This window comes from Halomonas sp. BDJS001, from assembly GCF_026104355.1.
GTDB lineage: Bacteria > Pseudomonadota > Gammaproteobacteria > Pseudomonadales > Halomonadaceae > Vreelandella.
The window spans coordinates 4,706,080-4,718,496 of sequence record NZ_CP110535.1 but is presented as its reverse complement, the minus strand read 5'-3'; the positions used below and the strand labels follow the sequence as shown (position 1 = coordinate 4,718,496).

Below are 12,417 nucleotides of genomic sequence, written 5' to 3'. Positions count from 1 at the left end.
ACTTTAGTAATGAACGGTAGAATAAAAGAGGGATAAACCAGTCATGTATGCGCGTATTTTAGTTCCTGTCGATGGCTCTGAGAGCGCTAAACAAGCTTTGAAGGTGGCTTGTAAGCTGCTGGATAGAGAAGGTTCAACGCTCTACTTATTACATGTACCTGAAACGCTTGCCTATGCGACCACACTGGTATGGGGTATTGGTGCTATTGATGCTGGCACTACGCTTACTGAGCGCGAGAAGGTGGGTGAACAGCTACTGGCCCAGGCGGTGAATTCCGCGCAGGCAGAGGGCGCTAAGCACATTGAAGAGTTGCTGATGCAAGGTGACCCAGCCCGCATCATTATAGAGGCCGCCAACGCCAATAATGTCGATACCATTGTAATGGGAAGCCGAGGGTTAAGCGACTTGGCGGGGGTGGTGATTGGCAGCGTATCGCACAAAGTGGGCCATTCAGCCAAGTGTCCCGTGATTACGGTGAGTCAATAAAAAGCAACGTCGATATCTGCCCGCACCTCTCCCAATATAGTTTTCAACCTGAATAAATTTACTTGCCGCCTAACGCACCCTAGCCCATGCTTTTAGCAAGAAGCCATAACCTCGTGTATTGGCTAAAACGAAACGTCAGGACGTTTGAAAATGGCAAAGATTCTTCAGGAGTTTCGCGAGTTCGCGGTTAAAGGCAATGTGATCGATATGGCGGTGGGGATCATTATCGGTGGGGCGTTTACGCTGATTGTGCAGAGCCTGGTGGCGGATGTGATGAATCCGCTGATTGGCTTGCTGGTGGGCGGTGTGGATTTTTCCAACCTGTTTGTAGTGTTACGCCAAGGGGCGGTGGGTGGCCCTTATGCGACGCTGGCGGATGCCCAGGCCGCAGGGGCGGTAACGCTAAACCTCGGGCTTTTTATCAATGCGGTGGTCAGCTTTACGATTGTCGCCTTCGTGGTCTTCTTATTAGTACGCACCATTAACCGATTAAAGCGCGAAGAGGCGGTAGCGCCTGTGAGTCCTACGGAGCAGCCGTGCCCTTACTGCTTAATGGTAGTGCCGATCAAAGCCACCCGCTGTGGTCACTGCACGGCAATGCTGGATCGGCCAGTGGAGGCTGAAGCGCCGGTTGAAGCTACCTCTGCGCCACCACCAATGCCACCTGCCAAACCTTAGCCACTAAAAAGGGCGCCTATGAAGGCGCCCTTGAGCGGTATAGCAGAAGCGCCACTACGCGCTTTTTTTAATGGTTTTACTGTCTTTTTGCTTACTGTCAGGCTTCTTGCTGTCGTTGGCATCGCTGGGTTGCGGTAGCGACGGCAGTGATTTAGCCAGCATTTCGACACTGTGACGGTAGTAGAGCTGACTCTTATTATGTTCGCCCAGGCTGGCATAGAGGCGCGCAAGCTCAGCACACACTTCGCCATTGGGGCGCTGACGCTGGCTGGCTTCAAAGTACTCCAACGCCTTTTGCCACTGGCCGATGCGCAGCGAGAGACGGCCGCAAGCGAGTAGCAGCTCTGGGTCGTTAGGGCGCTCCTGCAGCCACTTTTCGGCTTTAACGAGTTGGCGAGCAGCGTCCACGTTCAGCAGGCCGTAGCGTTTCACCAAACGCGCGTCCCAATGGTGATCCAGGGAGTGGTTGAGCAAGCGCTCGGCAATCGGCTCTTCGTTGGCTTGAATCAGCGCTTCGCTGTACAGCACGATCAGCTCGGTATTGCCGCGCAGGTAGTCGGGCATATCAGCCCAAAGGCCACGCACCCGCTCAATGTTGGTGGGGTTTTGCGCTTCAAACACGATCAGCTCGCGGTAGGCTTTAAACTCCAACTGCTCACGCTCTTGCTGGGTGATGAGCTTCTGCGCCGCCAAGCGTGGAATCAAACGCCGTAAGCCTTCCCAATCGTTGACGCTTAAATGCACCTGTTTGAGTAGTTTGAGCACCTGCGGGTGGTTGGAGAGCTTCTTATCGAGGCGATTAAGAATCGCCAGCGCTTCTTCCGGCTGCTGGCGCTCAATCATCATTTGCGCCTGCATCAAGCCAACGGCCGTATCGGCTCCGTCGGTGGTTAGCTGCGCCTGATTCAGGTGCTCCTGGGATTTCACGTGGTGGCCCTGGTAATGGGCCGCCAGCGCGGCGGATAGGTAGTTGACCAGCGGTGTGCTGGAGTCATCGGCGGCGTTAACCAGGGTTTTTTCGGCTTTTTTCCAGCGTCCTTCGGTCAGTGCTACCAGGCCACGCACGGTGCGCTGCATGGCGCGACGGTTACGGGCGCGGCTGTTCCAGCTACGAAAACGCCCCATGGGGCGAATAATGCCGCTGAGCAAACGCAATACAAAGTGTAGAACGATAAAGGCGGCAAACAGCAGCACCAGACCAAACCAGAAGGAGGTTTGGATGGAGGAGTCGCCCACGCGGATCAGCCAATAGCCGGGCACCGACATCATCAGGTGCCCAAACAGGGCTCCGACGGCGAGGCCTGCGACAATCAGGAGAACAAGCTTTCTCATGATTCACCTCCGCTTTGGCCACGCGTCTCATAGCGGTTGTCGATAAAACGAGCAAGTGCCTGCTGTGAAGCGCTGATATCGGGCAGCTCGGGTTTTACCTCTGCTTGCTTGAGCTCTTCAAGGCGCGTAATAACGCTTTGGGTCTCTTCACGAGTGGTGTCGTAGTAGTCGTTCAGCAGCTGTAGCGCTTTGTCGATGCTGGCGTCATAAAGCTCTTTCTCTTCGTTGAGCAGGGCCAACTGCGTCTGCTCCAGCACTAAGCGCAGACTCTGGCGCAGGTAAGACTCTTGCTCCGGAGTAATCAGCGCTTCCAGTGCTTCATCGTGATGGCGAACCACTACCAGGTCTTTAAGCTCTTCACCGAAGCGCGCCAGCTGGCGCTGGAAAGTGCCGGTCGGCGGCTCTTCGATGCTGGAGGTTACCGCTTGCTCCTCAATTTCTTGAGAGAGTCGCAGAGAGGAGATGCGTTCCTGCTGGGCATTGAGCGCTAAGTAAAGGCCGGTACGATCCACCTGGGGCACGGCGTCCAGAGCGGCTAGCTCATTGGCAATTGCTTCGCGTACGGGAGTCAACGCTGGGTTATCAGCATCAACTAGACGCGCATCGGCGGTACGTAGCAGTGCAGCAGCGCCGTCAACGTCGCCTTCCAGCTGTAAACGCTGATTGGCCAGACGCAGCAGGTAGGCTGCTTCGGCATGCAGCCACTCACGCTCGTCGGTGTCCTGCTCTTGAGAGAGCTGATCCAGCACTTGGCCCAGGGTCTCATCGACGTCGCTGCGGTAGCTGTCAAATTCATCACGCAGGTCACTCAGTGTGCTCTGCAGCGCTTCATCGCGCTCGGCTTCGCCGCTATCAATGCGTGACTCGAGGTCGCTAACCGTTTGCTGTGAGGCGCTCCCCTCAGCCTGCTGTGCGACTTCGTCGAGGCGTTGCTGCTGGCTCTCCAGGCGTTGCCAGCCCTGCCAGGCGATAAACGCCAAGGCAATTGCCAGGATAATTACCAGGGCAATTGCGAGGCCGCCGCTTTTGCCCCCACCGCTTTGGCCGTTACCGCTGCCTTTGTGGCCGGTGGGCGGCGTAGTGCCCGCCGATGACTTGCCGCTGGTCGGCTTTGACGAGGCGGCGCTTGACGATGGCGAACTAGAAGCCGACCCGCTTGAGGAAGATGGGCTGGGTTGAGCGGCGCTCTGGGAAGGTGAGGCTGCGCTGCTGGATGTGGTATCTGTCGATTTAGCTGTGCTGGTAGTGCTGCTAGCAGCGGTTGAACTCGCAGTGGGCGAGCCCTTTCCACGCCGCCGCGACCGACTATTTTTAGCACCACTCTGAGCAGGTGTTGTAGAGCTCGGCGGTGTGTTCGGCGTGCTGGGCTCAGTCGCGTCGGTCGTGGAAGCTGCTTTGTCGGTCGTTTTAGGGACGCCTTGAGAGGCATCGGCGGACGTCGGTTGTACATCGTCCTGATCGTTTACTTGTTTGCTCATGTGTCGCTAGCCCTTAGTAAGTTCCTTGATCGACATCGGCACCCTGTGGGTCGCAGGTCTCCAACGCCGCTATCAACGCAGCTGGCGTAGCTCCGGACGCCACCTTGAGGTCACGAAAACCCAGTATGCCAGCCAGTGTAGCCAAACGGCGACTGGAAACGATTAGCGGTTGGTTCAAGGCCGCCTGATGGCACCATTTTGCCAGATGTTCCAGCAGTTCGCTGCTGGTGACGATCAACGCCCGGTAATTACCTGAATAAAGACGCGTTTGCAGAGCGGGCGCAAGAGGGTGATAGATGCGGCGATACACCGCCACACGAGTCACCTGTGCCCCCCGCTCGGCAAGCTTTTCAGCAAGCAGCGGGCGGCCACCTTCCCCCGCCACCAGTAGAATACGCTGGTTCGCTAACTGCTGTAACGAGGCAAGCGCCAGCAGTGCTTCGCTGGTATCTTCGCCGGCACTCTGCGCAGGCACATGCACGCGGACACCCAACTGATCATAAAGCGTCGCCGCGGTGGCGCTGCCAACGCTGTAGTAGTCAATGCCAATAGGCAGCTGCGGCCAGAAGCGATCCAACGCTTCGCTTAAGCAAGTGGCTGCAAAGGGGCTTATGACGATTATCTTATGGTACTGATCAATATCCAGCCAGATACGTCGCATTTCGGGACTTTCTGGCAAGGCTTCGAGTTGCATCACGTTAAGTGATTCAACGCTCTCGCCTCGTTCGCGAAGCGCAGCGGCGAGCGCTTCACCGCGCTCGCCTGGGCGGCAGATCAATACCGGTTGGCTCATAGGGTGCGGCCGTAAACCTCAGCCAAAATATCGCCGGCGCCCTGATCAAGCAGCTCTTCGGCAATCCGGATGCCCAGCGCTTCCGGCTCATGCATCGAACCACGCCCTTCGGCGCGGAGTACTTCAGTCCCTTCAGGATTGCCGACTAAGCCGCGTAGCCAAAGAGTTTCATTAGCGGTGTCCAGTACCGCGTGGCCTGCAATGGGTACCTGACAGCCGCCCTCTAAACGCGTGTTCATGGCTCTTTCGGCACGCACGCGTGTCGCGGTATCTGCGTCATCCAGCGGGGCCAGCAAGGCAATCAGCTCTGGATCATGCAGGCGGCACTCAATGCCTAAGGCGCCCTGGCCGCAGGCGGGTAAGCACACTTCCGGCGGCAGTGCCTGGGCAATCCGCTCATCCAAGCCCAACCGCTTAAGGCCAGAGGTCGCCAGGATGATGGCGTCGAATTCCCCCGCGTCTAATTTGCCTAGTCGCGTTTGCACGTTGCCGCGCAGATTAAGAATTTGCAGGTCGGGGCGGGCTTCACGCATCTGCAGCCCACGGCGCAGACTGGCAGTGCCAATCCGTGCCCCTTCGGGAAGCTCATCAATGCTAGAGTAGTGGTTGGATACAAACGCATCGGTAGGGTCGGCGCCCTCGAGAATGACCGATAGCCCCAATCCTTCGGGGAAGTGCATGGGAACATCTTTCATCGAATGGACGGCAATATCGGCGCGGCCATCGAGCATGGCGTCTTCCAACTCTTTCACGAACAACCCTTTACCGCCAATTTTAGAAAGCGGCGTATCAAGAATTTTGTCGCCCTTGGTAGACAGTGCCACAAGCTCGACCTCAAGGCCGTCGTGGGCCGCCATTAAGCGGTCGCGAACGTACTCAGCCTGCCACATGGCCAATTGGCTTTTACGCGTGGCAATGCGCAGTTTGGTGATTGATAGCACGTTATTCTCCCTATACCGCAGACACGGCGAGTCAAGCTATGATAGGTGTCATCATAAAGCACCGAACGCCACAGTAAAAATAACGGAGCTCATTATGCTCCCCTCACGTGTTTTATTCGCTCTCTAGGAAACCCTATGTCCTTAGTGTTACCCCACGGCCAGCTTGACCAGTTTTTCCTGCTTTCACGGGATCTGTTCTGCTGTATCGACTTTGAAGGCACGCTGTTGCAAGTCAATCCAGCCTTCGAAACGCTGCTGGGGTATTCGTCCGAAGAATTGATCGGGCGTGCCTGCGGCGTCGTTATAGATCCCCTTGACCATCCCGTGATCGAGGGAGCTTTACAGCGACTGCATCAAGGCGAAAAGATCACTCCCTTCGAGGTGCGCGCTGTTTCCGCAACCGGCAAGCAGCACTGGCTGGAAGTCACTGCTTCATTTGGGGAGGGCGTGATTTACGTAATTGCCCGGGTAATTACGCGGCGTAAGGCTGCCGATGAGCAACTGCTGCGCAACCAACGGCTGTTTAAAATTGCCGGTGAAACCGCGCTGATTGGTGGTTGGTTTGTCGATATGACGGATGGCAAGCCAATTTGGTCGGACGAGCTTAGCCAGATTCATGGCATGCCCGCTGGTTTTCAGCCCAGCGTTGAGGAGGCGTTTTCCTTCTATGCACCTGAGTCACGGGAACGCCTGATGGCGGCATTCAATGCTTGCTGTGAGGACGGCATTAGTTTTGATGATGAGTTTGAGGTGATTACCCGCCAAGGTGAGCATCTTTGGGTGCGGGCGATTGGTAAAGCGGTGCGTGATGACGAGGGCCGCATTATTCAGGTACAGGGGGCGTCCCAGGATATTACCGAGCAAAAGCAACTGCGCGAAAACCTCACACAGCTTGCGCACCGGCTCACAATGACGCTGGATAGCATCACCGACAGTTTTTTTACCCTCGATACAGAGTGGCGTTTTACTTACGTTAACCGGGAGGCAGAGCGTATTTTGAAGCGCCCCGGGGGTGAGTTGCTAGGGCAGCCTATTTGGCAGAGCTTTCCCGACGCCGAGGGCAGCAGGTTTCAAAAAGAGTATCAGCGCGCCGCGAGCGAACAAGTAGCAGTGCATTTTGAAGCTTTCAATCCTCGGCTCAATAGTTGGCTTGAGGTGCACGTCTACCCTTCGACTGAGGGGCTTGCGGTCTATTTCCGCGATATTAACGAACGTAAAGCGACCGAGCATCAGCTCACACTGCTGGAGCGAAGCGTTGAATCAAGCACCAACGGGGTAGTGATTGTAGATGCCCAGCGCAGCGACTTGCCTATGGTCTACGTTAACGCCGCCTTTGAGCGTATTACCGGCTATTCGCGTAGCCAGGCACTGGGGCGCAACTGTCGTTTTCTGCAGGGTGAAGAGACTGATCCCGCCACTATCAAGCAGCTAAAGTCAGGGATTGCCGAGCAGCGTGAAGTACACGTGGTGATCCGTAACTATCGGCGCGATGGTACGGTTTTTTGGAATGATCTGTACATTTCACCCGTTCTCGATGAGAACGGCCAGGTGACCCACTTTATTGGCGTCCAGAACGATATATCGGAGCAGCGCGAATATCAGGCCCAGCTCGCCCACAACGCCCACCATGATGCGCTGACGGGGCTGCCCAACCGCCTGCTGCTAGTTCAGCGTTTGGAAGAGGGGTGCGTGGTGGCGCGCCGCTATCAGCGCTACATAGCCGTGCTGTTTATTGACCTGGACGATTTCAAACCGATCAACGATACCCTGGGTCATGAAGTGGGCGACTTTATTTTAGTCGAGGTCGCCAAGCGGCTGGAAAATGAACTGCGCCCCTGGGACACCGTGGCGCGCTTTGGTAGCGATGAGTTCGTTGTGCTGCTGCCGGATCTGGCCCACCAAGATGACGTGATACAAGTTGTCGAACGAGTGCTTCAGGGCCTTTCGCCCCCTTACTGGTACCGCGGCAGTGAACTGCGCATCACCGCCAGTATCGGCATTGCCATCAATGACGGCCGTATGAAAAAACCCCACCAGCTTATTCAGCAGGCGGATTTGGCCATGTATAAAGCCAAACGGCGCGGGCGTAATACCTACCACTGGTATACCGAAGACTTGAATCGCAAGGTGAGCGAACGGGTCAGCTTACGCAGCGCGCTACAGCAAGCCATTGAGCAGCAGCAGTTTGAGCTTCATTACCAGCCGCAGATTCATGCGCCAAGCGGTCGCGTGGTGGGGGTTGAGGCGCTGATCCGCTGGCAGCACCCTGAGCGCGGCAATATTCCGCCCTCTGATTTTATCAGCCTTGCCGAAGATACTGGTCAGATCATTCCCATCAGCGAGTGGGTGTTGGCTACCGCCTGTCGCGATGCCCATCAGCTCAATAGCCTGGGACTGGGCGAGATCACCATGGCGGTCAATATCTCGCCGATGCAGTTTCAACGCCCTGGCTTCCTCGCCTCCATTGAGCAGGTGCTGGAGAGCAGCAGACTAACGCCTTTGCTGTTAGAGCTGGAGCTTACCGAGGGAGTGCTAATGGACAGCGCCGAGCAAGCGATCCAGGCGTTAAGAAATCTACGAGCGCTGGGAGTCCAGATTGCGCTAGACGATTTTGGCACTGGCTTCTCCAGCCTAAGCTACTTAAAGCGACTACCGATTAATCGCATCAAGATTGACCGCTCCTTTGTGCGCGATGTGATTTCTGACCGGTACGATGCCGCCATTATCGACGGCGTGGTCGCTATGGCGGGAAAAATGGGGCTCGAAGTGCTGGTCGAGGGCGTAGAGACGGCAGAGCAGTTTGGCTATCTTCAACAGCGCCACTGCGACTATTTTCAGGGTTTCTACTTTGCCCGTCCGATGCTCCTAGATGAACTACGCGAATTTCTACACAAACCGGCTGCGGTCATAACGTCACGCTCTTAGCCTCCGCATAAATAAAAACGGCGTGCCGCTGACCGGGGCGACTCTGGTACACTTTCTGCTAACGACTCCTTTGTTTTGCTAGCAGGATATATCTTCGATGAGCCAAGCCACGAATCAGTCTTGGGGCGGTCGCTTTAGCGAGCCCACCGATGCTTTTGTTGCACGCTTCACCGCGTCAGTTAATTTCGACCAGCGCCTGGCCCCCCAGGACATCCAGGGCTCCATCGCCCACGCCACTATGCTGGCTAGGGTCGGCGTGCTCACCGATGACGAGCGCGATGCGATTATTAACGGCCTGAACGAGATACAGGGCGAAATCGAGCGCGGTGAATTTAACTGGTCGGTGCCGCTTGAAGATGTGCATATGAACATCGAAGCGCGGCTGACCGAAAAGATCGGCATTACCGGCAAAAAGCTCCACACTGGACGCTCGCGTAACGATCAGGTGGCCACCGATATCCGCCTGTTTATGCGCGATGAGATCGACGTTATCGAAGTGGAGCTGAAACGTCTGCGCGAAGGCATGATCGAGCTGGCTGACCGTGAAGCCGAGACCATTATGCCCGGCTTTACCCATCTGCAAACCGCCCAGCCGGTCACCTTTGGTCATCATATTCTGGCTTGGCAGGAGATGCTGGCTCGCGACCATGAGCGCCTGCTGGACTGCCGCAAGCGCGTCAACGTCATGCCGCTGGGTGCTGCTGCACTGGCGGGGACTACCTATCCCATCGACCGCCACGTGGCGGCGGAACTGTTAGGCTTTGACCGCCCCACGGAGAACTCCCTGGACGCTGTCTCGGATCGTGACTTCGCTATCGAATTCACCAGCTTTGCCAGCATCCTATTGATGCACCTGTCGCGCATGAGCGAAGAGCTGGTGCTGTGGACCAGCGCCCAGTTTAACTTTATCGACCTGCCCGACCGTTTTGCACCGGCTCATCCATTATGCCGCAGAAGAAAAACCCTGACGTGCCGGAACTGGTGCGCGGCAAAACCGGTCGCGTGTACGGCCACCTGATGTCGCTGTTAACGCTGATGAAATCGCAGCCGCTGGCCTACAACAAAGACAACCAGGAAGATAAAGAGCCGCTGTTCGATGCCGTGGATACCGTGCGCGACTGCCTGAAAGCCTTCGCCGATATGGTGCCCGCTATTGAGCCCAAAAAAGCCAGTATGTATGAAGCAGCGCGGCGTGGTTTCTCTACCGCCACGGACTTGGCCGACTACCTGGTGCGCAAGGGTGTGGCCTTCCGCGACGCCCACGAAATCGTCGGCCAGTCGGTGGCTTATGGCCTAAAAAGCGAAAAAGACCTGTCTGAAATGAGCCTGGAGGAGCTTCAGCAGTTCTCCGCTACCATCGAGCAGGACGTCTTCGAGGTATTAACCCTGGAAGGCTCGGTCGCCGCCCGGAACCATATTGGTGGCACAGCACCCAACCAGGTGCGGGCAGCTGCCCAGCGAGCGCGAGAGGCACTGATTGCACTCAAGGCGGGCGCATGAAAACGCTGGCAATCATCGCTCTTTCGGCGTTGCTGTTAACTGCGGTTGTTGGCTGTGGGCAAAAAGGGCCGCTTTATCTGCCGGACGATGCACCTGCTGACGAGCAATCTACCCAGTCGTCTGACCAGCCCTCTGAATAGATAGCTGCAGGCCCAGGAGAAGGGGAGAGCACCATGGACTATTTTAATTACCGCGATGGCGTGCTGTACGCCGAAGATGTGCCGCTGTCACGCATTGCCGACGAGTACGGCACACCCTGCTACGTCTACTCAAAAGCCACTTTCGAGCGTCACTTTCGTGCCTATACCGAAGCACTGGGTGGCCACCCGCACCTGATCTGTTACGCGGTAAAGGCCAACTCCAACCTGGCGGTGCTGGGACTGCTGGCCAAGCTGGGTGCGGGGTTCGATATCGTTTCCATCGGCGAGCTTGAGCGGGTGCTCAAGGCGGGGGGCGATCCGCAAAAAGTGGTCTTTTCCGGGGTTGCCAAACAGCCCCATGAAATGGCCCGTGCGCTGGAAGTGGGGATTAAGTGCTTTAACGTTGAGTCGCGCCCTGAGCTCGAACGCTTGAATCGCGTCGCTGGCGAGCTGGGTAGAGTGGCGCCGGTCTCGTTGCGGGTTAATCCGGACGTGGATGCGGGTACTCATCCGTATATCTCCACCGGTTTGAAGGATAACAAGTTTGGTATTCCGGTGGGTGAAGCGCTGGCGGTTTATGAGCTGGCCGCAAGCCTGCCCAATGTGCAAGTGAAGGGGCTCGACTGCCACATCGGTTCCCAGCTTACTGAAACGGCGCCGTTTTGGATGCCCTTGAACGCTTGTTGGTACTTATGGAGCGGCTGCGCGAGCGGGGCATCGAAATCGAGCATCTCGATTTAGGCGGTGGTTTAGGCGTGCCATATCGTGACGAAAAGCCGCCCCAGCCGTTCGATTACGCCAGCCAACTGCTGGCGCGGCTCTCGCGCTGGGAGGGCGGCGAGCAGTTGACGCTGCTGTTCGAGCCAGGCCGTTCGATAGCCGCCAATGCGGGTGTTATGCTCACTCGGGTGGAGTTCTTAAAGCCCGGAGAGACCAAAAACTTTGCCATTGTCGATGCGGCCATGAATGACCTGATTCGTCCGGCGCTGTACCAGGCTTGGCAGGCGATTGTGTCGGTGGATACCCGCCAATCCCGGGAGAGTGCCTTCTACGACGTGGTGGGCCCGGTTTGCGAAACCGGTGACTTTCTGGGCAAAGAGCGCGAGCTGGCCATTGCCGAAGGTGATCTGCTGGCGGTGCGCTCGGCGGGAGCCTATGGGTTTGTCATGGCCTCGAACTACAACAGCCGCCCTCGTGCCGCCGAGCTAATGGTCGATGGCGACAACTGCCACGTGGTACGCGCACGGGAAACCGTCGCCAGTCTGTGGGCGGGCGAAGCGCTGCTACCCGAAGGGGGGCGCTGATGCTGTTACACTTCACCAAAATGCATGGCCTGGGCAATGACTTCGTCATGGTGGATCTGGTCACTCAGCGCGCACGGCTGGACGAAGCTCAAATCCGAGCACTGGCAGATCGGCGTTTCGGTATTGGCTTTGATCAGCTGTTAGTGGTCGAGCCTCCCCGCGATCCGGAGATGGATTTTCGCTACCGCATTTACAATGCCGATGGCAGTGAAGTGGAGAACTGCGGCAATGGCGCGCGCTGTTTTGCCCGCTTCGTGCGCGATCAGCGGCTAACCCATAAGCATGAAATTCATGTGGAAACCGCCGGTGGCCCCTTGGTGCTAACCGTTCAGCACGACGGCATGGTGCGGGTGGATATGGGCCGGCCACGGTTTAGTCCTCTGGCGCTGCCGTTCGATGCCCCTGGGGATCAACCATTGCATCAGCTCGAAGTGGGGGATGAAACGCTGCAGATTGGCGTGGTCTCCATGGGCAATCCTCATGCGGTGCTGCAGGTCGACAGCGTGGACGACGCCCCGGTCGAACGCCTTGGGCCATTGGTAGAGGCGCATCCCCGTTTCCCTAAGCGTGTTAACGTAGGCTTTATGCAGGTACTCTCGCCAAGTGAAATTCGCTTGCGCGTTTATGAGCGCGGCAGCGGCGAAACGCTGGCCTGCGGCACAGGTGCCTGCGCCGCAGTGGCCAGCGGCATTCGCCAGGGGCTGCTGAAAAGCCCGGTAAAAGTCCATTTACCCGGTGGAGAGCTCAGCATTGAGTGGCCTGACCCAGAAGGGGCGCTAACGATGGTGGGGCCCGCTACACGCGTTTTCGATGGCCGCGTAGCACTTAATTAATTCGAG

9 protein-coding genes and 2 pseudogenes are annotated in these 12,417 nt (G+C 57.0%); 7 read left to right on the top strand and 4 right to left on the bottom strand.

Going from position 1 to position 12,417, the window contains the following annotated elements:
* Window positions 1–43 precede the first annotated feature (43 nt).
* Window positions 44–487 carry a universal stress protein gene (locus OM794_RS21960; RefSeq protein ID WP_226250928.1) on the top strand — a complete coding sequence of 148 codons (444 nt, stop codon included), beginning with the start codon at window positions 44–46 and terminating at the stop codon, window positions 485–487.
* Window positions 488–637: 150 nt separating this feature from the next.
* Window positions 638–1,165 carry a large-conductance mechanosensitive channel protein MscL gene (mscL, locus tag OM794_RS21955; RefSeq protein ID WP_226250927.1) on the top strand — a complete coding sequence of 176 codons (528 nt, stop codon included), beginning with the start codon at window positions 638–640 and terminating at the stop codon, window positions 1,163–1,165.
* A 54-nt stretch (window positions 1,166–1,219) separates the two neighbouring features.
* On the opposite strand, the gene OM794_RS21950 is transcribed toward mscL, so the two are convergent.
* The 4 genes from OM794_RS21950 to hemC are packed head-to-tail and all read right to left on the bottom strand — an operon-like array spanning window position 1,220 to window position 5,709.
* A complete protein-coding gene (locus tag OM794_RS21950; protein ID WP_226250926.1) occupies window positions 1,220–2,497 on the bottom strand; it encodes a heme biosynthesis HemY N-terminal domain-containing protein in 1,278 nt (425 codons plus the stop codon).
* A complete protein-coding gene (locus OM794_RS21945) occupies window positions 2,494–3,975 on the bottom strand; it encodes a uroporphyrinogen-III C-methyltransferase (protein ID WP_226250925.1) in 1,482 nt (493 codons plus the stop codon). Before OM794_RS21945 ends, OM794_RS21950 begins: the two co-directional genes overlap by 4 nt.
* A 13-nt stretch (window positions 3,976–3,988) precedes the next feature.
* A complete protein-coding gene (locus OM794_RS21940; RefSeq protein ID WP_226250924.1) occupies window positions 3,989–4,768 on the bottom strand; it encodes a uroporphyrinogen-III synthase in 780 nt (259 codons plus the stop codon).
* The gene (hemC, locus tag OM794_RS21935) at window positions 4,765–5,709 is read right to left on the bottom strand and encodes a hydroxymethylbilane synthase (RefSeq protein WP_265154063.1); all 945 of its coding nucleotides are present in this window, start codon (window positions 5,707–5,709) and stop codon (window positions 4,765–4,767) included. Before hemC ends, OM794_RS21940 begins: the two co-directional genes overlap by 4 nt.
* 135 nt (window positions 5,710–5,844) lie before the next feature.
* Between hemC and OM794_RS21930 the strand changes: the two genes are divergently transcribed.
* From OM794_RS21930 to dapF, 5 genes and pseudogenes are all read left to right on the top strand, one after another.
* Window positions 5,845–8,634 carry an EAL domain-containing protein gene (locus OM794_RS21930; RefSeq protein ID WP_226250923.1) on the top strand — a complete coding sequence of 930 codons (2,790 nt, stop codon included), beginning with the start codon at window positions 5,845–5,847 and terminating at the stop codon, window positions 8,632–8,634.
* Window positions 8,635–8,731: 97 nt separating this feature from the next.
* Window positions 8,732–10,134, top strand: a pseudogene (gene argH, locus OM794_RS21925) (argininosuccinate lyase).
* Window positions 10,131–10,274 (top strand): LPS translocon maturation chaperone LptM, encoded by a 144-nt coding sequence (gene lptM / locus OM794_RS21920; protein ID WP_226250921.1) that lies wholly within the window; start codon window positions 10,131–10,133, stop codon window positions 10,272–10,274. Before argH ends, lptM begins: the two are co-directional and overlap by 4 nt.
* A gap of 33 nt (window positions 10,275–10,307) precedes the next feature.
* Window positions 10,308–11,578 (top strand): annotated as a pseudogene (lysA, locus tag OM794_RS21915) (diaminopimelate decarboxylase).
* Window positions 11,578–12,411, top strand: a complete 834-nt coding sequence (gene dapF / locus OM794_RS21910) for a diaminopimelate epimerase (protein WP_088700125.1) — start codon at window positions 11,578–11,580, stop codon at window positions 12,409–12,411. Before lysA ends, dapF begins: the two are co-directional and overlap by 1 nt.
* The last annotated feature ends 6 nt before the right edge of the window (window positions 12,412–12,417 follow it).

Coding starts and splice junctions, on each gene's coding strand:
- OM794_RS21960 (WP_226250928.1), top strand. CDS start 44: ATGTATGCGCGTATTTTAGTTCCTGTCGATGGCTCTGAGAGCGCTAAA.
- mscL (WP_226250927.1), top strand. CDS start 638: ATGGCAAAGATTCTTCAGGAGTTTCGCGAGTTCGCGGTTAAAGGCAAT.
- OM794_RS21950 (WP_226250926.1), bottom strand. CDS start 2,497: ATGAGAAAGCTTGTTCTCCTGATTGTCGCAGGCCTCGCCGTCGGAGCC.
- OM794_RS21945 (WP_226250925.1), bottom strand. CDS start 3,975: ATGAGCAAACAAGTAAACGATCAGGACGATGTACAACCGACGTCCGCC.
- OM794_RS21940 (WP_226250924.1), bottom strand. CDS start 4,768: ATGAGCCAACCGGTATTGATCTGCCGCCCAGGCGAGCGCGGTGAAGCG.
- OM794_RS21930 (WP_226250923.1), top strand. CDS start 5,845: ATGTCCTTAGTGTTACCCCACGGCCAGCTTGACCAGTTTTTCCTGCTT.
- lptM (WP_226250921.1), top strand. CDS start 10,131: ATGAAAACGCTGGCAATCATCGCTCTTTCGGCGTTGCTGTTAACTGCG.
- dapF (WP_088700125.1), top strand. CDS start 11,578: ATGCTGTTACACTTCACCAAAATGCATGGCCTGGGCAATGACTTCGTC.